Raw genomic sequence first — 20,208 nt, forward strand, 5'->3', positions numbered from 1 at the left:
TAAAAGGGTGAAGACGTGCTCCCACCTCGGTCCGAGCTTCCCGTCAAGACAAGAGCCCCGCGCCGGGCCGCGCCCGTCATCGCCAAGCCGGTCATGACGACGCTCGCCGCACTCGCCCGCAAGACCGGCGCCCTCGACCCCGCTGTCATCGAGCATTGGGGCGAGATTGTCGGCCCGGAATTCGAAAAACTCTGCCGCCCGGTGCGCATCCGTCGCCAGAAAAATGCAGAAACACTTGTGATTGCCGTCTCGAGCGGCGCAGCGGCGATGCGGGTCCAATATGCCGAGGCCGAGATCCTCGCCGGCGCCAAACTGCATCTGGGGCGTCAGGGCATCCGGAAAATCGCCATCGAGCAGACCGGCATGAAATCAAAGGGCCCTCGCTGGAAAACCCGTCATTTCGGGGAGCCCGCACAGACAACAGTCCAGGCGCCCGGCGTCCCCAGAGGCCAAGCGCCAGCCAAAGCAGAGCGCCCTGCAGAGACCCTTGATGAGGCGCTCGACCGGCTCCGGCTGAGCGTCAATCGGCGGCAGCGATAGATTCGCAACAAAACGCTCACTTGCCTCTTTGGCCATGTTCGGCGAGTGTCCGCCCCGTGGATCCAACAAGACCAAAAAGGTTAACACTCATGACCCGATTTCTTGCTCTTCTGAGCCTTTCCACCCTAGCGCTTGCGGCCTGTGGCGGCGGAAATGACGAAACCGCGGAACCTGATGCATCCGCAAATGCCGTTTTTGACTCCGAGACGACTGTCGATACCGACGCGATGGCAGAGGCTGCAGAAGAAAAAGATGCACCCAAATCCGTGCCGGCGCCTGAAGGTAGCAAGGCTGGTGATGCAATGATCCTTGGCGCGGAGGACGCGCCCCTGACGATCGTTGAATATGCCTCTTCGACCTGCCCAGCCTGTGCGGCGTTCCACTCTCAGGTCTTCCCGAAGATCAAGGAAGAGTACATCGACACCGGCAAAGTCCGCTTTGAATATCGCGAATTCCCGACCAACCCGCAGAACCTGGCTTATGCAGGCTTCTATCTCGCCCGCTGTGCAGCGACCGATCGCGGCGCGCCCGCTTATTTTGCCATGCTCGACACGCTTTATGAGCGTCAGCGCGAATGGGCCTATGGCCCCAATCCGGGTCCAGTCCTTGAAAGCATTGCCTCTCAGGCCGGTATCGACCGCGAGGGCCTTCAATCCTGTCTTTATCGCGAAGATGTGAAAGCGGCGGTTAAAGCCAACGTTATGCGCGGGCTGGAAGACGACAATGTTCGCCAGACGCCCACCTTCATGATTGACGGCAAGGAAGTCGATTGGGGCCGCTCTGAAGAGGGCATGATGGCCATGATCGACAGTGAGCTGGCAAAACGCGCCCAGTAAGACGGCGCTTGCCCCGGCAGAAGGAATCGCCGCACCGAAGGGCGTTAGGTTTCTGTTAACCTTTCCAACCAAAGGGTTAACAGACGCCGCGTAGTCGCTAAGGGCGGGTCATGGACTTTCAGAAACTCCGGCTGACCGGGTTCAAATCATTCGTCGAACCGACGGATTTCGACATTCTTCCAGGCCTGACAGGCATTGTCGGCCCGAATGGCTGCGGCAAATCAAACCTGCTCGAAGCGCTACGATGGGTGATGGGGGCGACCTCCGCCAAGGCCCTGCGCGCAGGCGGCATGGAAGATGTGATCTTTGCCGGGACCGGCACCGCCGAGCATCCGGGTCGTCCCGGCCGCTCATGGGCGGAAGTCAGCCTTCATCTCGACAATGAAAACCGCTCGGCCCCTGCTCAGTATAATGAGCATCCGATGCTGGAAGTCACCCGCCGGATCACCAAGAAGGCCGAAGGCACGACCTCGACCTATCGCATCAACGGCAAGGAAGTCCGCGCAAAAGACGTGCAGCTCCTTTTTGCTGATGCGGCGTCGGGCGCAAACTCTCCCTCCCTCGTCCGTCAGGGACAGGTCTCAGAACTCATCAATGCCAAGCCAGAGAACCGGCGGAAATTCCTTGAGGAAGCCGCTGGCGTCACCGGGCTGCATGTCCGCCGGCACGAAGCGGAGCTACGCCTGAAAGCGGCGTCCACGAACCTTGAACGGCTGGAAGATGTCGCAGGCGAGCTGGAACAACAGCGCGGTGTCCTTGCCCGTCAGGCCCGTCAGGCAAGCCGCTACCGGAACATTGCCGGTCACCTGCAAAAGGCCGAAGCCCTGCTCGCCTATGCCCGCTGGACCGAGGCAAAGACGCATGCCGATGATTCTGGCGAATCTCTGAAAGCCGCGCTTATCGAACTTGAAGAGGCCGCAAAGCTTGCCGCCTCGACCCATGCGACCCGCGAGAAGGCGCATGAGCAGATCGAGCCCCTGCGCCAGCGTGAGGCCGAAGCTGCCGCCGCCCTTCACCGGCTCGAAGTCGAGCAGGAGAATTTCGAGAAGGAACTCGACCGCGCGAAAGCCGAGATCGAACGCCTTCAGGGTGACCGTGAACGGCTCGAACGCGAGCTGGCACGGGAGGAAGACCTTAACTCCGATGCTGTGGCCGCACTTGAAAGTCTTGCCACGGAAGAAGAGCAGATCCGCCAGCGTGAAGGATCAGAGGCTGAACGCCTTGAGGCCGCCGACCGTGAGGTTGAGGCAGCGCAAGCCCAGCTTGATGAAGCCGAAGGCAGGCTTGAGCAGGCCCAGCGCGCCTTTGCCGATGCGCGTGCCGAGCGTAACGCGGCCGAGGCTGCCCTCTCCCGTATGGACCGGGTCGTTATGGCTGCGCGCGAAGAAATCGTCCGTGTCCGCGACCAGCTGGCCCAGTTCGAGGCCGAGGCTGACACCTCCGGCCGCATCACCGAGCTGAACACGGAGCTGGAAGCCGCGCAGACTGCTGCTGCCTCCGCCTCGGAAAAACTGGCCCAGCTTGATGAGAACCGTCAGCGGACAGAGCAAGCTGTCGAGGCCGCACAAGGCCCGCGCGATGAAACCCGCGCCGCGCTCAACGCCATTCAGGCCGAGATCGACACCCTTACCCGCGTGCTGGCCGCCTCCGAACCCGAAGGCCGCAGCGTGCTTGAGGATATCGAGGTCGCAGAAGGCTATGAAGGCGCTCTTGCTGCCGCCCTTGGGGAAGACTTAGAGGCCTCTGATGATCATGAAGCTGACCGCCACTGGTCGGCGCTTGGGGCGCAACCGATTGCCGGGTCCGGGCTGTCCGGCGCCACGCCGCTCTCGCAATTTGTGACCGGCGCGCCGGTCCTCACCCGCCGCCTGTCGAGCGTAGGTGTCGTCGCCGCAGAAGACGGCGCTCGGCTTGCCGCCGCCTTGACCCCCGGTCAGATCCTTGTCTCTCGAGAAGGGGATATTTGGCGCTGGGACGGTTTTGTCGCCCGCGCAGGCGCAAAAACCGCTGCCGCTGCCCGGCTGGAGCAGAAACGTCAGCTTACGGAACAGCAGGCCAAACTCGAAGCGGCCTTCACCGCCCGCGATGAGGCCGAAAAGGCGCTTGGCGAAGCCCGACTTGCGCTGACCGCCCTCGCCGAGGAGCGCCGTGAGGTCGAACGTGCCCGCAACACAGCGCAGTCCCGCGCCGCTGAACTAGAACGTGAGTTGGGCCGCCTGAAGGGCGAAGCCGAACGACGTGCCGCCAAAGGCGAAGCGCTTCTGACCCGCAAGGCCGATGCCGATGAACGGCTGGCCGCCGCCAATACCGAACATGAAGCAGCGATGGCGGCGATGAATGCGCTGCCCGATCTCTCCGCTCTCGAACAAACGGTGACCGCTGCTCGACATGCCCGCGAAGAGGCCCGCAGCGGCAATGGCCGCGCCCGCGGCGTCCGTGCCGAGCTGCGCCGCGATGCCGATGCTCGTGCCGCTCGCCTTAAACAGATTAGCGAGCAGCGCGAAGGCTGGATGCGCCGTCAGGGTACGGCTGCCGAGCGGATCGACATGGTCGCCCGCACGCTTGCTGAAACCGGCGCCTCGATTGAGCGGGCCGAAAAAGTCCCCGGCGAGCTGGAGCAGCGCCGGACCAGCATTTATGAGGCCGTCACCGCAGCCGAGAGCCGCCGCTGCGTGGCCGCCGACGAGCTCGCCGGTGTACAGGGCACGCTGACCGAAGCCGAACGACTTGTTCGGGATGCGGATGAACGCGCGGCGCTTGCCCGCGAGAACAAGGCCCGCGCCGAAGCGCAAGGCGAAGCCTCCCGCGAGCGCCTCAAAGATGCTGCCGCCCGCGCCCAGGAAATCCATGAAGGACCGCCCGAAGCCCTCCTTACCCTTGCCGAGCACAAGGAAGATGCCCCCCTCCCCAGCCACGAGGTTCTCGAAGAGAAAATCGACAAGCTGAAACGCGAACGCGAAGCCTTGGGCGGGGTTAATCTCTGTGCGGATCAGGAGATGGAGGAAATCGACGGGCGCCTCTCGGAGATCGAAACCGAAAAGGCCGATTGCGAAGCGGCGATCAACAAGCTGCGCGGCGCCATTGGCTCGCTGAACCGCGATGGCCGCCAGCGCCTGCTCGATGCCTTCGACACGGTGAACAATAATTTCCGCGAGCTCTTCTCGGAGCTGTTCGGCGGTGGTCAGGCCGAGCTGCGCCTGATCGACTCTGACGACCCCCTCGAAGCGGGCCTTGAGATTTTCGCCTGCCCGCCGGGCAAGAAGCTGACCCAGATGTCGCTGATGTCAGGTGGTGAGCAAGCGCTGACTGCGACCGCCCTCATCTTTGCCGTCTTCAAATCGAACCCAGCCCCGGTCTGCGTCCTCGACGAGATCGACGCGCCGCTCGATGATGCGAATACGGACCGCTTCTGCGCCATGCTTGCCCGCATGGCTAAGGAGACCTCGACCCGCTTCATCGCCATCACCCACCACCCGTTGACCATGTCACGGATGGACCGGCTGTTCGGGGTGACAATGATTGAGCGCGGGGTCTCCCAGCTCGTCTCGGTCGATCTTGCCGAGGCCGAAAGCATGGCGGCCTGAGCTATCCCATGTTAGGGGGCGCTTTCGATCAGATCGGGAGCGCGCACCACATTGGCGAAACTGTCCAAAGCTGACCTCAGGAAGAAATGGGAAGCGGTTGCGGCCGGCCTTTCGGGCGCGAGTGACCCGATTGCGCATTTCACGCCTTTTGTGGTTTCTCTTCAGCAGGCGGACAGTCCTGAGACGCTCGGCTATTTTGCGGGCAAGCTTGCCAAGAAACATGCCGGCGCCGCGAACAACCTCCTTTCACGCACCGCTGTCGCTTTCTTGAAAGCAAACCGGCCGCCCGAGGCGATCGCGATTGCCAAATCGCTGATTGCCTCCGGGGATCCGGATGGTCGCCACCGCATCCTTCTCTCCCGCGCCCATGCAGCGGCAGGAGATATCGACGCCTCGATCCGCGCACTGGACATCGGGCGCGTGACGGAAAAGCAGATGCCGGTGCTCGACTTTGCCTGTCAGGTCGGGATCTCCATGCGGAACTGGGATCTTCTGGCGCAGGCGGCGGCCCGATGGGTCGCGCTGTCGCCTAAAAATGCGCAAGCCCGGCAATATCTCAGTCACGCGCTTTTCGAGCAGGCCCGTTATCAGGAAGCCGCCGAAGCCTACGCCCCGATGGCCGAATTCGCGCCTGATGATGCCGGTACCCATACCGCGCTTGGCCGCCTCTGGGCCACCGCACAGGATCTGGACCGTGCCCGGAGCAGTCTTGAGAAAGCCATTGGCATCGATCCCAACCAGTATGAGGCGCTGATCGGGCTGTGCGATATTGCCATTGCAGAGGGACGGATCGCGGATGGCCTCGCCCTTGCCCGGCGCGCAACGGAAACGGAGCCCGCCTTCCCGCTCGGCTGGTCGCGGCTCGCAAAACTCAGCCAGGGCCAGCTGACCGATACCGAACGCAGCGCCATGGCGGCGGTCCGTGCCGATCCGAAACTGCATCCTGAACATCTGACGGAGCTGCATTTCGAGCTGGCAAACAGCTATCACAAGGCAGGCGATTTTAACGCCGCCTATACAGAATACGAAAAGGGCAATGCACTGGCAGCCCGGGTCGCCGCATCGGAAGGCTGGGCGCATGATCCGGCTGCCCTGCGTGATGCCCTCTCCGCTCGCGCCCGGCTTTTTGCGGATTATCCTTTCGCGCCGCCCACGGATGAAAAAGGCCCTTACTTCATTATCGGGATGCCGCGTTCCGGCACGACCCTGATTGAAAGCACTCTGGCCGCGCATCGCGACCTGCGGGCGGGCGGTGAGCTACGCATGATGCCAGCGCTTGATTACGAGGTTGGCAAAGCCACCAGTGCGCTGGAGCCTGCGGCAGGACAGCAATGGCTGGGGCGCAATCTCAACCGGCTGCGCAAAGCCTATCTTGCGGCAGCGCCCGGTGACGGCCTTCAGTTCACGGACAAGATGCCGACCAATTTCCAGTCCGCAGGACTGATCCGCGCCCTATTCCCCGGCGCGCGCATGGTGCATGTCCACCGCCGACCGCTGGAAACCTGCTTCTCCCTTTTCCGTCATCAGATTGCCCGGCAATGGGCCTGGGCGCATACGCCCGAAGGCATTGCGGATTTCTACGCCCTTTATATCGAGACCATGCGCCTGTGGGACGATATTCTGGGGCCCGGCGCAATCCTTCATCTTGAATTCGAGGCGCTGGTCCATGATCCGTCAGCAGAGATTCCGATCCTGCTTGACCGGCTCGGCCTCGACTTTGACGAAGCCTGCCTTGCGCCGGAGAAATCGAGCCACACGGTCTTCACCCCCAGCGCCGTGCAGGTCCGCTCGCCAATCAGTGCCGATTTTCTTGATTCGACCTCGCGCTATGAGGATCGGCTGACGCCTTTACGCTCAGCCCTCAAGGATCGCGGCATCGACCCCGACCGCTCGCCTTTCAGTCCGTCATGAAGCTCGATGAATATAACGCCTACTGCGCAACGCTGCCCGCCACGCATCACGTTGTGCAGTGGCGCGGCGCGCATGTCTGGAAAGTCGGCACCAAGGTCTTTGCCATTGCCCGGCCCGAAGATGAGGACAGCCCCTTGCGCGTGACCTTCAAAGTGACGCCTCAAAGCTATGACATCATGAAGGACCAGAAGGGCTTGAGGCCCGCGCCGCATCTGGCCTCACGCGGCATGAAATGGATTCAGCATTACGAAGCGCCCGGCCTCGATGATGACGCGCTTCGCGCGTATCTCGCCAAATCGCATGAGCTAGCCGCCGCCAATCTGACAAAGAAGATGCAGCGGGAGCTGGGTCTTTTAGACTAAGCCAGCTCCCTGAAGGTCATCAGGAATTGATGTCCTTATATTCTTCTTCGGCCTCTTTCATCTGCTTGCGGCCTTTTTTGATCAGATCCTCGCCGCGCGAGATCTTCTTCTTACCGTCACGCACATTCTCGCGGCCCTGCTTTTCTTCCTTCTGCGCCTTGTCGAGCGCATCCTCAGCCTTCTTCACCGCCTTTTCGAGGGCTTTGAGCTTCTTGGCTTCGGCTTCTGCATCTGTTGCTGACTCGGCGGTGCCGGTCAGGGCCGTCTGCATGGCGAAATCTTCCTTGGCGTCGCTCAGCGAGGCGGTCATCTTGCGGATGTCCTTTTGTGCCTGCTTCTCCTGCTTCTCGCCTTTGCGGATCTGGTCCTTGCCGCGCTCGATCAGTTTCTCGCCGTCGCGGACATTGTCCTCGCCGCGCTGCCATTCTTTTGAAACAGACGCGACCTGATCGCCGAAGCTGTCCGGTGATGTTGCGCAGGCGCCAAGCGTGGTGAGCGCGGCAGCCGAAAGCGCGAAGACAAAATGACGTTTGAGCATGTGAGTTCCCTCCGCTGAAAAAACGAATTCGGCATGTGGGAATGGCCATTTCGAATTTCCACAAATTTTTTCCACATACGCAATCTGAGCTCCGAACATGGCGTGTCGGCTTACCTTGCCACCTTATCGGATTTCGATAAGGTCCGTTCCAACCAAGTCAACCGAACGGGACATCATGAAAAAACTGCTGTTCAGCGCCGCCGCCACCACCGCCGGGCTCATCGCTGCCGCCTCTGCCGATGACGCAAGCTACCGCCTGCCGCCCAGGGAGATCACCGATATCGTACTGCGGGCCCCGGCTCCATCGGTCAGTCTCTCGCCAAATGGCAAGACCATGCTGCTGCTCGAACGCGAAAGCCTGCCGCCCGTTTCGGAGCTGGCAAAACCAATGGAGCGGCTCGCCGGCTTGCGGCTCGATGCGGCAACGAACGACAATTTCAACCCGCGTAATTATGTCGGCCTGAAGCTGCAGGATGTCGAAACCGGTGAGGTCCGGACTGTCAGCCTGCCGGCCAATGCCGATATCGCGGACCAGAACTGGTCCCCGGACGGACGGTATGTCGCCTTCACCAATACGACCGCCGACAATATGGCGCTTTACGTGCTCGACGTTGAAAGCGGCCGGGCGCGCGAAGTCCTCAAAAGCGGGATCAACCCGATCTTTCATGAGCCGCGCTGGCTGCCCGATGGGCGTCTTCTCATCCTCACCGTCCCCCAAGGCCGCGGGGCCAAACCCGAACAGCCCCTCACGCCAAAGGGCCCAGCCATTCAGGAAGCAGTTGGCGGGCAGGACGCCCAGACCCGAACCTATCAGGACCTCCTCAAAGATCAGTATGACGAGGATCTCTTCAAATGGCTGGTGACGAGCCAGCCCATGGTCATGCAGGCCAATGGCCGCGGCAAAAAGGTCATCGGCGAGCCCCGCATCTATACCGGTGCCAGCCCATCGCCTGACGGCAAGTACCTTTTGATGGACTGGATTGCCGAGCCCTTCTCTTATCAGGTGCCGTATTACCGCTTCCCGACCGTCACGGCGGTATGGACGCTTGACGGTAAGGCCGTTCAGACGATTGCCGAACAGCCGCTCGCCGATAATCTGCCCGTACAGGGCGTCATCACCGGCCGCCGGTCGATCCGTTGGCACCCGGAGGAAGACGCGCTCCTCATCTGGGCCGAAGCGCTCGATGGCGGTGACCCACGTGTTGAGACTGATACTCGCGACCAGCTGATGTCCCTTGCCGCCCCTTTCTCGGGCGAGCCCTCAAAACTTCATGTCTTTGAGGACCGCTATAACGGCTTCACCGGGCTTGAGGGGGATGATGACATCATCGCCTATGATTATGACCGCGACACGCGGGAGATCCGCACGGCCCTTCTCGATGTCACCGGCTCGAACGAGGCCCGCGTCATCGAAGTGCGCAATTATCAGGATGCGTATAATGATCCTGGCGATCCGATGACGGTCCTCAATGATGCCGGTTTCGGTGTCGCCCATGTCTATGAAGGCAAGATCTTCCTTTCAGGCGGCGGCGCGGCACCTGACGGGGCCCGTCCCTTCCTGCGCAGCTTTGATCTTGCCTCCTTTGAGACAGAAGAACTGTGGCGGAACTCCGGCGAGGAATATGAGACCGTCATCGACCTTGCCGCCGATGATGCCTCCTCCTTCGTCACCTATTATGAGAGCCCCACCGATCCCGGAAATTACCGTCTGCACAAGGAAGATGGTATGACCTTCCTGACCGAATTTCCCGATCCCCATCCCGAGCTGACCGGGATCAGCCGCGAACTCATTACATATGAGCGCGAGGATGGCGTTGAGCTTTCTTCAACGCTCTATCTGCCGCCCGGCTATGAAGAAGGCGACAAACTGCCCGTCGTCGTCTGGGCCTATCCGAGGGAATATAATGACGCCCGAACCGCCGGGCAGGTCCGCGATTCCAAATACCGGTTCACCCGGATTGGCGGCTATTCGCAGCTCTTCTTCCTGACGCAAGGCTATGCGGTAATGGATCGCGCAGCGATGCCGGTCATCGGCTCCGATCCGGAGACGGTCAACGACACCTTCATCGAACAGATCGTTGCCTCAGCCCAGGCAGCGGTTGATGAAAGCGTGCGGCGCGGCTTTGGCGATGGCTACCGCGTCGGGGTTGGCGGGCATTCCTATGGCGCCTTCATGACGGCACACCTGCTTGCCCGGTCGGATATATTCCGGGCCGGTATCGCCCGGTCGGGCGCCTATAACCGGACCCTCACCCCCTTCGGCTTCCAGTCGGAGCGGCGGATTTTCTGGGACACGCCGGAGACCTATTACAAGCTCTCTCCCTTTATGGCGGCGAACCTCATCAATGAGCCGATGCTGATGACCCACGGCATGAAGGACAATAATTCGGGCACCTTCCCGCAACAGTCCGAGCGCATGTTCGCAGCGATCAAGGGCACAGGCGGCACGGCACGGCTCGTCATGCTGCCCCATGAAAGCCACGGCTATCGCGGGCGCGAGTCTGTCCTCCATGTCCTCGCCGAGATGGTCGACTGGTTCGACACATATGTGAAAAACGCCGAGGCGGAATAATCACACATCAATCGGCCAATATTACAGTCAATATTGGCCGATTGTTATTTTTGAGCGTCGTTCATGTCGAATAACTCTCAAAAATCACCCTTTTTCCACATACGAACGGTTCGAAACGGTGACGCCCGTCACATCGGCGACTGTCCCCTTCTGGCACACTCATCTTATCGGCGGGGGACATCTCTTCCGCCCCAAACGAGGAGTTAGAGCCATGAATATGATCCGCCGCCGTATCGCCCGCCTGTTCGAGAACATGATCGCCTTTTGCATTGGCGCTGTGATCATCTGCCTCGCCAATGGCATGAGCCCGGCCGAGATCGTCGATCTGGCTCTGACCAATGCGCACAAATTGCCGGCAGCCGTTCCGGATATGGTTTCACAGATCTTCGCGGCAGGCTTTTTAGGCTAAGCCCCTCAGCCAGCGCATAAAGACGCACAAGGCGCGCCCTCCTCGGCGCGCCTTTTTTGTTGCCTATCGCTTCGCTGCATGAGGCCTTCTTTCATGACCTATCGCTTCGCTACTTGAGGCCATTTCCCCCAACCTATCGCTTCACTGCATGAGGCTTGTGTGCATCTGCACAATTCTCTGAACGCCTTGTGAGCACATTATATTGACGCCCCAGTCAGGCACCGTTAGACGGCTCCAAATTTCGATGTTGCGTGAGGGTTCTCCTCACGAGATTTACCGCTATGAGCGATGCTCCAGAGCCAAGCCAACAATCCTTCAAGGATCTGGAGGCAAGGATTGAAAAGGGTCGCGAAAAGGCGGGCCTGAACCCGCCCCCGGCGCGCAGAAGCGCGACAGGACAGGCGGGTCGAGCCTATCACGCAAGCATCGGATTTGTTGTGAGCACACTTGTCGGCACGGCGCTCGGCTTCGGCCTTGGCACCCTCGCCGGCAATCGGGTTGTCGGCTTAATGCTCGGCCTTGCGCTCGGATTTGCCGCGGGACTCCGCGAACTGATCCGTATCGCGAAGGACGATCAGGCCGAAAATGATAAGGAACGGGACGGCAATGGCCGGAGCACTGATTGACGGACTGGCGCAACTGCTGCGCAACACGCCATTGATGAACCCGGCCCGGGCGGAAGGACCGCTCGAGCAATTCGAGATCGTGCGTCTCATCCCCCTGCCCGTGAACGCCCACGGCCCGATTGATCTGTCGATCACGAACTCCACGCTGTGGATGTTTATCGGGATCGGCACCGCGATCCTTTTCTTCACTCTTGCGACCCGCCGCCTCCAGCTTGTGCCCGGCGGCATGCAGTCCATGGGTGAGATGTTTTATGAATTCATCTCCAAGATGCTGCGCGATGCGGTCGGCGAAGAAGGCCGCGCTTTCTTCCCTTATATCTTCACGCTTTTCGTCTTCATCTTCATGTCGAATTTCCTCGGCCTGTTGCCCACCATTCCGGGCACGCCGCATGGCTGGCATGTCTTCACCCCAACCAGCCACATCATCGTCACCATCACGCTGGCGATGCTGTCGATCCTCATCGTGCTGATCGTCGGTTTCGTGAAGAACGGCCTTGGCTTCCTCAAGCTCTTCGTGCCGTCCGGTGTGCCATGGTGGCTGATGCCGCTGATCACGCCGATTGAGATCATTTCCTTCCTGTCGCGCCCGATCAGCCTTTCGGTTCGTCTTTTCGCCAACATGCTGGCGGGTCACATGGTCCTGAAAGTCTTCGCGGGCTTTGTGACGGGCCTGATCGCCGCGGGCGGCGCGCTGACGGCGCTTGCCATCGTCCCGCTCTTCGGCATGGTCGGCATCTTCATTCTCGAATTCCTGGTGGCGTTTCTGCAAGCCTTCGTCTTCGCGGTCCTGAGCTGCGTGTACCTCAACGACGCCTTGCATCCGTCACACTAGGGATAGTCATCACCTTCAACGCACTGACGAATAGCGGTGCAAAAGCTTCAAATCGGAGAAAACATCATGGAAGCAGAAGCAGCAAAACTGATTGGCGCAGGCCTTGCCGTTCTTCCCCTTGCCGGTGTCGGCATCGGTCTGGGCATCCTGTTCGGTAACTTCCTGTCGGGCGCATTCCGCAACCCGTCAGCTAAAGCCGGTCTTACCTCTGACTTCTACATCGCCTTCGCGCTGACCGAAGCGACCGGCCTCTTCGGCCTCGTCGTCTCGCTCCTCATCCTGTTCGTATTCTGATTGCCCTGCCCGGGCTGGGCGCCTGATCTTTGAAGGATCAGCGTCCTCCCGGGCAGTTCTTGCTCTTGTAGGGAGTCGCCATGCGTCCCGGTCTGATCATCTTCTCGACACTGCCGATGCTGTCTGGCGTCGCGCTGGCTGCTGCGCCTGCGGCAGACGGCGAAGACCATGGCAATAGTGGCGGCCTCCCGCAGCTGGAATTCGACACCTATCCGAGCCAGGTCTTCTGGCTCGTGATCACCTTCCTCATTCTCTATTTCCTCTGCGCGAAGGTCTTCCTGCCGCGCCTTGGCGGCATCATCGAAGAGCGGCGCAACCGCATTGCCGATGATTTCGATCAGGCGGCTGAGTTCAAGCGCCAGGCGGAAGAAGCAGAAGAAGCCTACAAAAAGTCCCTCGCCGACGCGAAAGCCCGCGCCGCCCAGATCGCCGCGGAGACGCGCGCCCAGATCGATGCGGAGATCGCTGAGCTGCAGGCCGAGACCGACAAGGAGCTCGAAGCTGAGCTCTCCGCCGCCGAAGAGCGCATCGCGAACACGACAAAAGCGGCCAATGCCGCCGTCCTCGAAGCCGCGCGCGAAACCACAAAGGCGCTCGTTGCCGCGCTCATCGACGAAACGCCGTCCGATGATGCGATCGACACCGCCCTCAACCACGCCGCTTAACCCGGCTGGAGACTGATTATGTTCGTTCAGCACGAAGAAGAGCATCCGGCGCAAGAAACGCATGGAGACCATCCCGGCGAAGAGCTGATCGAAGCTGTTCAGCACGAAGATGACCCAGCCGCCCATGATGTGCCCCTTCTTGAAGACACGTCACTCTGGGTCCTTGTTGCGTTCCTGATCGTCGTCGGTATCGCGCTTTATGCCGGTGTGCCGAAGATCGTCGGCGGCATGTTCAAGAAGCGCGCGGACGGCGTTCGCGAGCAGCTCGACGAAGCCCGCTCGCTTCGCGAGGAAGCCCAGCGCATGCTGGCTGACTTCCAGAAGCGCCAGCGTGAAGCTGAAGCCGAGGCCGAAGGCATTATCGATCAAGCTAAGCGCGATGCGAAAATCATGGCGCAGGAAGCCCGTACCAAGATGGACGAGCAACTCGCTCGCCGCCGCAAGGCTGCCGAGGAGCGCATCGCTCGCGCCGAAGCGCAGGCCATCTCTGAAATTCGCGGCAAGACGGCGGACCTTGCGGTTGCTGCCGCCAGCTCGATCATCAAAGACCGGATGGATACGAGCGCCCAGAGCGCTCTGATCGACAAGGCGATTGCCGATGTTGGCAACCGGCTGAACTAAGCTGTCAGCCCACTTCACGAAATTCAAAAAGCCCCGGCCCTCGCGCCGGGGTTTTTATTTGGCGGGTCCCGCCGAAGCGTCTGCGTCTCTGCCGGTCGAAGGTTTTCTGTGCGGATCAAAGATCCGGCCTTCCCTTATATGCTGCCAGCTCACCGCGATGGCCTGCGCCATCAGAAGAATGGTGAGCGGGATCGCGCCCGTCACCGCAAAGGCGCGCGTGACGGTCTGTCCCTGCGCCGAGAGAACCGCCCCCGCCGTCAACACCGATATGATCACGCCCCAATAGAGCCGTTCTGGCACGGGCGGGCTTGCCGCCCCGCGTGAGAACATGGCCAGCACATAGGCGCCGCTATCGGCACTCGTCAGCAGGAAGACAAAGACCAGCGTGAAGGCGATGCCTTGCACGATGCGCGTCAAGGGCAGGTACTCGAGCAGTGCATAGGTCGCTGCAGGCGCCGTGTCGAAATTGGTGACCCCCAGATCTGCCCCCGCCGCCGTCAGGCTGAGCGCTGTACCGCCGAAAATCGAGAACCAGACAAGCGTCACCGCAACGGGTACCAGCACCACGCCGCCGACAAATTCGCGTAAAGACCGTCCCCGGCTGATCCTTGCAATGAAGACCCCGACAAAGGGCGTCCAGGCGATCCACCAGAGGAAATAGGTCAGTGACCAGGCCCGCGTCCAATCCCGCCCCTCGCCTTCGGGCCGCAGCGTGACGGAAAGCGACAACAGCCGCTCGCCATAGGCTTTGATCGAGGAGAAAAAGGTCGAGATGATCTCGCCTGTCGGCCCCATCACTAAAACAAAGCCCGCCAGCATCAGCGCGAGGACGAGATTGATATTCGACAGGACAGCAATGCCGCGGCGCAGGCCCCTTGCCGCCGAAAACAGAAACACGGCTGAGAGGATGAGGAGCAGGACCATCTGCACACCTGGCCCGCTCTTGATCTTCCCGTCGCTGATCAGCTCGGTCCCGGCGCCCATCTGAATGACGCCCTGCCCGATCGAGGCCACGATGCCGAAGATCACGGCGAGAATGGCGAGCCAGTCGATCAGCCGCCGCATCTTCACCCGATGGTCCGGGAACGGTGCACTCGGCAATGGCGCTTCCTTGCGCCCGGCACTGATCGCCACCGCGAGCGCTGCCACCGCATAGACCGCCCAGGCATGGATCGACCAGTGGAACTGGGTCAGGGCCAGCGCCTCGAACCGCGCGGCCGGCGTTGCGGCCTCCGGTCCGCCCGGCGGCGGGTTGAGATAGAAAATCAGCGGCTCTGCTGCACCCCAGAAGACGAGCCCCGCGCCCATGCCGGCAGCGAACAGCATCGCAAACCATGTGACCGTGCGGAATTCGGGCCGCGCCTCACGTCCGCCAATGCGCAGCCTGCCGACCGGCAGCACCGCCACGGCAAGGCAGAAGAGGATTGCCCCGCCCGTTGCCACAAGCGTCAGCCAGTCGAAATAACGGAAGAACCAGGCGGAGGCGGCGAGCAGCGCGGAACTTGTGACACCCGGCAACATCATGCTCAGTATAGCAACTAAAGCAATCACCGCATGGGGAAGAAACTCCTTGCGGAGTAAAGTCACGTCTTTCTGGTCGTCGACCGCATCATCAGACCATAGATGAAGATCAGCCCGATGGCCAATCCGTACCAGGTCATCGCATACCCAAGGTGATTGTTGGGGAAATCAACACGGCTAGTCCCGCCAAGCGGCCGCTCGCCCGCGCCTGCATTATCGCTGCGCTCGATATAGAACGCCTCTTCGGGAGGCGTGTCGCCGAACAACCATGAAATCAGCCCTTCGGGGTCTCGGGCATAAAAGATCCCCTCGTCACGGTCGGGCACCGGCGTCAGCGATTTGGCAAGTCCGGTCAGCGTCTCGCTCTTTCGGTAAATGCCGATCATCTCCGCAGGCAGATGAAAGGCGTAATCCGCGCCCTTCTCGCCTGAAGGCACAAAGCCGTGATTGACCGGCAGCTCTCCGCCATCGGGCAGACGCACCAGCGTGAAGACGAAATAGCCGGGCGTGCCCTCCCAACTGCCTGAGACATGCGCGATCCGTTCACCGCGCCCTTCGGCGGGGAAGCGCACGGCCTGCCATTCGCGGGCCTCGGGCGGCATCTCGAAAAGCTCGGCAAGACTGACGGGCTCTGCGGACATCCGCGCCTCAACGGTCGCGATGAGATCTTCTTTCCAGTGAAGGCGTTTGACCTGCCACGTGCCGAGCGAGACCAGCACGATCACGGCGGCCAGAACCATTGCGGTCAGGACGGGACGGCGGAGCGGATTCACTCTTCGTCGACCCGGCCTTCGGCGGCCTTGTTACGGTATTGCAGCGCGACCAGCGTCGCCTTCATCGGACGCAGGAGCATGAAGGTCAGCCCGATCGTTATCGCGAATGCGAGCAGCAGAACGAGCCAGGCCGGCGCCCCAAACATGAACCTGAGGATGAAGGCGAAGAGCACGCCGACGAAACCGGTGATGAAAATGACGAACACGGCCGGTCCGTCGCCGGTATCGGCTTTGGCGTAATCGAGCCCGCAGGACGGACAATGCGTCTTCAGCTTGAGAAAGCCGTCATAAAGCGCGCCTTGCCCGCAACGGGGGCATTTGCCCCCCATTCCGGCAGCCATGGGTGAGACCGGCGGATAATAATCGTCCTCGTCCGCCATATCGTCCTTCCCGTTGATTAGCTGAGCATGCCCTGATTGCCGAGGATGTAGATCATCGCGAACAGGAAGAGCCAGACAACGTCAACGAAGTGCCAGTACCAAGCCGCAGCTTCGAAGCCGAAGTGACGGTCCTTGGTGAACTGACCGGCAAGGCCGCGGAACAGGCAGACGATCAGGAACAGCGTGCCGACCAGAACGTGGAAGCCGTGGAAGCCTGTCGCCATGAAGAAGGTCGAGCCATAGATCGACCCGCCATTGAAGGCGAAGAGGTTCTGGCTCAGCGCCTCATAATATTCGATGACCTGGAACATGCTGAAGACAACGCCCAGCGCAATGGTCGCCACCATGCCCCAGACGAAACCGTCTTTGTCATCAACTGTCAGAGCATGGTGAGCCCAAGTGACAGTCGTGCCCGACAGCAGAAGGATCACGGTGTTGACGAAAGGCAGGCCCCACGGGCTCAGCGTCTCAACACCCGTCGGCGGCCATTCGCCACCCAGCGCGTGGAATTTCGCGTCATTCTGCAGATAGGCCGGCAGGCCTTCGGCGTTCAGCATCTGCGTGCCGTCAGCAAGCAGGATCGCATCGGCAGCTTCGGGATAAAGTGCACCGGCGAAGAACGCCCAGAACCACGCAACAAAGAACATGACCTCGGAAAGGATGAACAGGACCATGCCGTAGCGCAGGCCAATCCGGACGACATCGGAGGTGTTCTCCCCGCGCATCGATTCTTTTGCGACATCCGTCCACCAGCCGGCCATGGTGAAGAGGACACCGATAAAGCCGATCACGAACAGCCACGGACCGGACATGCCAAACAGCTGTTGCTCGGAATACCGCCAGACAATGAGACCCAGCATCATCACGCAAGCAGTTGCTGCGCCGACAAGCGGCCAAGGGCTGGGATTTACGAGGTGATAATCGTGTTTGACGTCGCCGGCCATGTTCGTCCGTTCGTGTTGTGAGGCCGTGAAAGATGTCACGGCGGTAAGACATAGTTGGCGAGGGGATTACCGCCGGTCTTTGCCAAGATCAAATAGGTTTTGGAGGATTTTCCCGCGCAGATCGACGCGGGGAGACGCGCGCCTCAGCTCTGCTCAGGATGCAGATGCGGATTGGTCTTCTCGATGGTCGTGCGGATGACCTTCGGGCACCGATCCTTGAAGCGGACCATGTTGCGATCCACCATCGGCGATTTCCGGCGGATGTGACGGACCAATTTCTGGATTGGCTTGAAATAAGGGGCGAGCATGGCGAGCCCCAACGCAATCATGATCAAGCCGACAGGGATAGGCATGGGGAACAGAACGATGCCGAACAGAACAAGAATGCTGCCGACCAGCTTGTGAATCAAAGCCAGAAAACTCGCCGCAAACGGTTCCACACGCGCTCCACAGGTTTAAGCCCGGATATAATCACAATCCCTGAGGCAAGGAAAGTACCACAAGCTCATCTCACTCTCCTTAACGCGGAGAGCAACTCTCAAGGCTTCCAGTTAAGCCCCGCCGAACCAGCCCGCTAGGGGCTGATTTCGGCCAAGTTGTGACGATTAGCTTAATTATTGTCCGGACTTGAGGGCTGGCGTCATCATGACCCTGACTTTCTCAATTGCCAGTGCGACGCCATCAGCCGGAGAATTGGTCATGAGGTCGTCCCAGCGATCCCCTGCCTCGAGGCTGACCGATGTCCCCATGGCACCGCCATTTTCATAATAGGCGCAGACGTAAGGAATTTTCTGTGAGGACACGTCCATCGCCTGAAGCATGCCGACAATCTGCTCAACTGTGTAACCCTCGGCAACGAGGCCTTCCATGATCCGTTCAAGCTGGGCCTGATCTTCAATCCCCGGCAGCATCCGGCCAAGAAGAACCCATTCGGCTTGCGTCAGCGCACCGCCCATGACGCCGGTGCCGCAGGCGCAGCCGCCAAATGCCTGCCGGTCATTATAGCCCTGCGACTTCACGTCCTTTTCGCAATAGGCGGCAAATCCGGCCGCCGTGTCTTGCGCCTGCGCAGCGCCAGCAACGGCAAAAATGCTCCCGGCGGCGATCATCAGTTTTTTCATGAGAAAGCTCCCCTCATCATACCCCATAGGCGGGCAATTCTGCGTCAGGACGCCGCATACTGCAAGCGGCACCGCGCCGCCTTTCCGCGAACGCAAAACCCCGCCATAGAGCGCCATGGCCTATAAATCCCTGCGCGACTTCATCGAGAAACTCGAATCAGCTGGCGAGCTGATCCGGATCACCGAGCCCGTCTCGACCGTCCTTGAAATGACCGAGCTCCAGCGGCGGATGCTGGAGACCGGCGGCCCTGCCCTCCTGATCGAAAAGCCGGTCCGCGATGATGGCGAGCCCTCGGACATGCCGGTGCTGATCAACCTCTTCGGCACGGTCAAACGGGTCGCGATGGCGGTCACCTTTGGCGGGCAGGAGCGCACGACGGGCGAAGAGCTGCGCGAGGTTGGCGAGACACTCGCTTTCCTGCGCCAGCCTGAGCCGCCCGCAGGGCTCAAAGACGCGATGGACATGCTGCCGCTCGCCAAGCAGGTGCTCTCGATGCGTCCCTCGACGACAAAGAAGGCGCCCTGTCAGGAAGTGGTCCTGACCGGCGATGATGTCGATCTTCACAAGCTGCCGATCCAGACCTGCTGGCCCGGTGAGCCCGCGCCGCTGATCACCTGGCCGCTGATCGTCACCAAAGGGCCATCCGACAAGCGCGAAGACAATTTCAATCTCGGTATCTACCGTATGCAGAGATTGTCGAAGAACAAGACCATCATGCGCTGGCTGAAGCACAGAGGCGGCGCGCAGCATCACCAACGCTGGGGCAAGGAGAAATCAGAGCCCCTGCCCGCCGCCGCCGTCCTCGGTGCCGACCCTGGCACCATTCTCGCCGCCGTGACCCCGGTGCCCGACACGCTGTCGGAATACCAGTTCGCAGGCCTCCTTCGCGGCAAAAAGGCCGAGCTTGTCGACTGTAAAACCATTCCGTTGAAAGTCCCCGCCGAGGCGGAGATCGTCCTTGAAGGCCATGTCAGCCTTGAGGAGTATGCGGATGAAGGCCCTTACGGCGATCACACGGGCTATTATAATTCGGTCGAGAAATTCCCGGTCTTCACCATCTCGGCGATCACCATGCGCGAGAAGCCGATCTATCTTTCGACCTTTACAGGTCGTCCGCCGGATGAACCCTCCGTCCTCGGAGAAGCCCTGAACGAGGTCTTCATCCCCCTGCTCCAGCAGCAATTCCCGGAGATCACCGATTTCTGGCTGCCGCCGGAGGGGTGCTCCTACCGGATCGCCGTCATCTCGATTAAGAAGGCCTATCCGGGCCATGCCAAGCGGGTGATGATGGGCGCATGGTCCTACCTGCGGCAATTCATGTACACCAAATGGGTGATCGTCGTTGATGACGATGTGAATGCCCGTGACTGGAAAGATGTCTGGTGGGCGATCAGTACCAAGATGGACCCGGCACGCGACATCACCGTGATCGAGCACACCCCCATCGACTATCTCGACTTTGCTTCCCCTGTCTCAGGGCTCGGCTCGAAGATCGGGCTTGATGCGACCGACAAATGGGAAGGCGAGACGACCCGCGAATGGGGCGAGGTCCTGAAGATGGACGAGGATGTCGTCAAACGCGTCGATGAGATTATGGGACGGCTGGAAAGCGGTGAGTGACCACTGCGCTAAAGCGGCGAAGCAGGAGCGCATCACCCCATAAACGAACATCGGCAGG

At 60.7% G+C, this 20,208-nt stretch carries 20 protein-coding genes; 13 read left to right on the forward strand and 7 right to left on the reverse strand.

Annotation, left to right across the window (positions count from 1 at the left end; genetic code table 11):
* The first annotated feature begins 15 nt into the window (after positions 1–15).
* The 5 genes from DX908_RS06010 to DX908_RS06030 all read left to right on the forward strand — a co-directional run bounded on the left by DX908_RS06010 (position 16) and on the right by DX908_RS06030 (position 7,233).
* Positions 16–540, forward strand: a complete 525-nt coding sequence (locus DX908_RS06010; RefSeq protein ID WP_116391505.1) for a DciA family protein — start codon at positions 16–18, stop codon at positions 538–540.
* 89 nt (positions 541–629) lie between these two features.
* On the forward strand, positions 630–1,376 hold the full coding sequence (locus DX908_RS06015) for a DsbA family protein (RefSeq protein WP_116391506.1): 747 nt from the start codon (positions 630–632) through the stop codon (positions 1,374–1,376).
* A gap of 110 nt (positions 1,377–1,486) precedes the next feature.
* Positions 1,487–4,960 carry a chromosome segregation protein SMC gene (gene smc, locus DX908_RS06020; RefSeq protein WP_116391507.1) on the forward strand — a complete coding sequence of 1,158 codons (3,474 nt, stop codon included), beginning with the start codon at positions 1,487–1,489 and terminating at the stop codon, positions 4,958–4,960.
* A gap of 51 nt (positions 4,961–5,011) precedes the next feature.
* Positions 5,012–6,871: a tetratricopeptide repeat-containing sulfotransferase family protein gene (locus DX908_RS06025; RefSeq protein WP_116391508.1), complete on the forward strand. Its 1,860-nt coding sequence runs from the start codon at positions 5,012–5,014 to the stop codon at positions 6,869–6,871.
* Complete coding sequence (locus tag DX908_RS06030; RefSeq protein WP_116391509.1) at positions 6,868–7,233, forward strand: MmcQ/YjbR family DNA-binding protein; 366 nt, start codon at positions 6,868–6,870, stop codon at positions 7,231–7,233. The genes DX908_RS06025 and DX908_RS06030 overlap by 4 nt, the downstream gene beginning before the upstream one ends.
* A 19-nt stretch (positions 7,234–7,252) precedes the next feature.
* On the opposite strand, the gene DX908_RS06035 is transcribed toward DX908_RS06030, so the two are convergent.
* Positions 7,253–7,771 carry a hypothetical protein gene (locus DX908_RS06035; protein WP_116391510.1) on the reverse strand — a complete coding sequence of 173 codons (519 nt, stop codon included), beginning with the start codon at positions 7,769–7,771 and terminating at the stop codon, positions 7,253–7,255.
* 175 nt (positions 7,772–7,946) lie between these two features.
* On the opposite strand from DX908_RS06035, the gene DX908_RS06040 reads away from it, so the two are divergent.
* The 7 genes from DX908_RS06040 (at position 7,947) to DX908_RS06070 (ending at position 13,790) form a co-directional block, all read left to right on the forward strand.
* On the forward strand, positions 7,947–10,343 hold the full coding sequence (locus DX908_RS06040; RefSeq protein ID WP_116391511.1) for a prolyl oligopeptidase family serine peptidase: 2,397 nt from the start codon (positions 7,947–7,949) through the stop codon (positions 10,341–10,343).
* Positions 10,344–10,554: 211 nt separating this feature from the next.
* Complete coding sequence (locus tag DX908_RS06045) at positions 10,555–10,752, forward strand: hypothetical protein (protein ID WP_116391512.1); 198 nt, start codon at positions 10,555–10,557, stop codon at positions 10,750–10,752.
* Between the two features lie 281 nt (positions 10,753–11,033).
* Positions 11,034–11,378, forward strand: a complete 345-nt coding sequence (locus DX908_RS06050) for an AtpZ/AtpI family protein (protein WP_116391513.1) — start codon at positions 11,034–11,036, stop codon at positions 11,376–11,378.
* A gap of 34 nt (positions 11,379–11,412) precedes the next feature.
* On the forward strand, positions 11,413–12,210 hold the full coding sequence (locus DX908_RS06055; RefSeq protein WP_369122914.1) for a F0F1 ATP synthase subunit A: 798 nt from the start codon (positions 11,413–11,415) through the stop codon (positions 12,208–12,210).
* 66 nt (positions 12,211–12,276) lie between these two features.
* Positions 12,277–12,504, forward strand: coding sequence for an ATP synthase F0 subunit C (gene atpE / locus DX908_RS06060; RefSeq protein ID WP_116391515.1), 228 nt, complete (start codon positions 12,277–12,279; stop codon positions 12,502–12,504).
* A gap of 80 nt (positions 12,505–12,584) precedes the next feature.
* Positions 12,585–13,169, forward strand: coding sequence for a F0F1 ATP synthase subunit B family protein (locus DX908_RS06065; protein ID WP_116391516.1), 585 nt, complete (start codon positions 12,585–12,587; stop codon positions 13,167–13,169).
* Between the two features lie 18 nt (positions 13,170–13,187).
* A complete protein-coding gene (locus tag DX908_RS06070) occupies positions 13,188–13,790 on the forward strand; it encodes a F0F1 ATP synthase subunit B family protein (RefSeq protein ID WP_116391517.1) in 603 nt (200 codons plus the stop codon).
* A gap of 54 nt (positions 13,791–13,844) precedes the next feature.
* Here DX908_RS06070 and DX908_RS06075 read toward each other — a convergent pair whose 3' ends face one another.
* The 6 genes from DX908_RS06075 to DX908_RS06100 form a co-directional block, all read right to left on the reverse strand.
* The gene (locus DX908_RS06075) at positions 13,845–15,377 is read right to left on the reverse strand and encodes a BCCT family transporter (RefSeq protein WP_325047968.1); all 1,533 of its coding nucleotides are present in this window, start codon (positions 15,375–15,377) and stop codon (positions 13,845–13,847) included.
* The gene (locus DX908_RS06080; RefSeq protein ID WP_116391519.1) at positions 15,374–16,084 is read right to left on the reverse strand and encodes an SURF1 family protein; all 711 of its coding nucleotides are present in this window, start codon (positions 16,082–16,084) and stop codon (positions 15,374–15,376) included. The genes DX908_RS06075 and DX908_RS06080 overlap by 4 nt, the downstream gene beginning before the upstream one ends.
* Positions 16,081–16,464 (reverse strand): DUF983 domain-containing protein, encoded by a 384-nt coding sequence (locus DX908_RS06085; protein WP_116391520.1) that lies wholly within the window; start codon positions 16,462–16,464, stop codon positions 16,081–16,083. The genes DX908_RS06080 and DX908_RS06085 overlap by 4 nt, the downstream gene beginning before the upstream one ends.
* A gap of 17 nt (positions 16,465–16,481) precedes the next feature.
* Positions 16,482–17,408, reverse strand: a complete 927-nt coding sequence (locus tag DX908_RS06090; RefSeq protein WP_116391521.1) for a cytochrome c oxidase subunit 3 — start codon at positions 17,406–17,408, stop codon at positions 16,482–16,484.
* Between the two features lie 143 nt (positions 17,409–17,551).
* Positions 17,552–17,848, reverse strand: coding sequence for a PGPGW domain-containing protein (locus tag DX908_RS06095; RefSeq protein WP_116391522.1), 297 nt, complete (start codon positions 17,846–17,848; stop codon positions 17,552–17,554).
* Positions 17,849–18,022: 174 nt separating this feature from the next.
* A complete protein-coding gene (locus DX908_RS06100; RefSeq protein WP_147303737.1) occupies positions 18,023–18,529 on the reverse strand; it encodes a hypothetical protein in 507 nt (168 codons plus the stop codon).
* A gap of 115 nt (positions 18,530–18,644) precedes the next feature.
* On the opposite strand from DX908_RS06100, the gene DX908_RS06105 reads away from it, so the two are divergent.
* Positions 18,645–20,150: a UbiD family decarboxylase gene (locus DX908_RS06105; RefSeq protein WP_116391524.1), complete on the forward strand. Its 1,506-nt coding sequence runs from the start codon at positions 18,645–18,647 to the stop codon at positions 20,148–20,150.
* The last annotated feature ends 58 nt before the right edge of the window (positions 20,151–20,208 follow it).

The organism is Parvularcula marina (assembly GCF_003399445.1).
GTDB lineage: Bacteria > Pseudomonadota > Alphaproteobacteria > Caulobacterales > Parvularculaceae > Parvularcula > Parvularcula marina.

What these genes read in the sequence shown, in the direction of transcription:
- DX908_RS06015 (WP_116391506.1), top strand. Translation starts at nt 630, where the DNA reads ATGACCCGATTTCTTGCTCTTCTGAGCCTTTCCACCCTAGCGCTTGCG.
- smc (WP_116391507.1), top strand. Translation starts at nt 1,487, where the DNA reads ATGGACTTTCAGAAACTCCGGCTGACCGGGTTCAAATCATTCGTCGAA.
- DX908_RS06030 (WP_116391509.1), top strand. Translation starts at nt 6,868, where the DNA reads ATGAAGCTCGATGAATATAACGCCTACTGCGCAACGCTGCCCGCCACG.
- DX908_RS06035 (WP_116391510.1), bottom strand. Translation starts at nt 7,771, where the DNA reads ATGCTCAAACGTCATTTTGTCTTCGCGCTTTCGGCTGCCGCGCTCACC.
- DX908_RS06040 (WP_116391511.1), top strand. Translation starts at nt 7,947, where the DNA reads ATGAAAAAACTGCTGTTCAGCGCCGCCGCCACCACCGCCGGGCTCATC.
- DX908_RS06045 (WP_116391512.1), top strand. Translation starts at nt 10,555, where the DNA reads ATGAATATGATCCGCCGCCGTATCGCCCGCCTGTTCGAGAACATGATC.
- DX908_RS06050 (WP_116391513.1), top strand. Translation starts at nt 11,034, where the DNA reads ATGAGCGATGCTCCAGAGCCAAGCCAACAATCCTTCAAGGATCTGGAG.
- DX908_RS06055 (WP_369122914.1), top strand. Translation starts at nt 11,413, where the DNA reads ATGAACCCGGCCCGGGCGGAAGGACCGCTCGAGCAATTCGAGATCGTG.
- atpE (WP_116391515.1), top strand. Translation starts at nt 12,277, where the DNA reads ATGGAAGCAGAAGCAGCAAAACTGATTGGCGCAGGCCTTGCCGTTCTT.
- DX908_RS06065 (WP_116391516.1), top strand. Translation starts at nt 12,585, where the DNA reads ATGCGTCCCGGTCTGATCATCTTCTCGACACTGCCGATGCTGTCTGGC.
- DX908_RS06070 (WP_116391517.1), top strand. Translation starts at nt 13,188, where the DNA reads ATGTTCGTTCAGCACGAAGAAGAGCATCCGGCGCAAGAAACGCATGGA.
- DX908_RS06085 (WP_116391520.1), bottom strand. Translation starts at nt 16,464, where the DNA reads ATGGCGGACGAGGACGATTATTATCCGCCGGTCTCACCCATGGCTGCC.
- DX908_RS06090 (WP_116391521.1), bottom strand. Translation starts at nt 17,408, where the DNA reads ATGGCCGGCGACGTCAAACACGATTATCACCTCGTAAATCCCAGCCCT.
- DX908_RS06100 (WP_147303737.1), bottom strand. Translation starts at nt 18,529, where the DNA reads ATGAAAAAACTGATGATCGCCGCCGGGAGCATTTTTGCCGTTGCTGGC.
- DX908_RS06105 (WP_116391524.1), top strand. Translation starts at nt 18,645, where the DNA reads ATGGCCTATAAATCCCTGCGCGACTTCATCGAGAAACTCGAATCAGCT.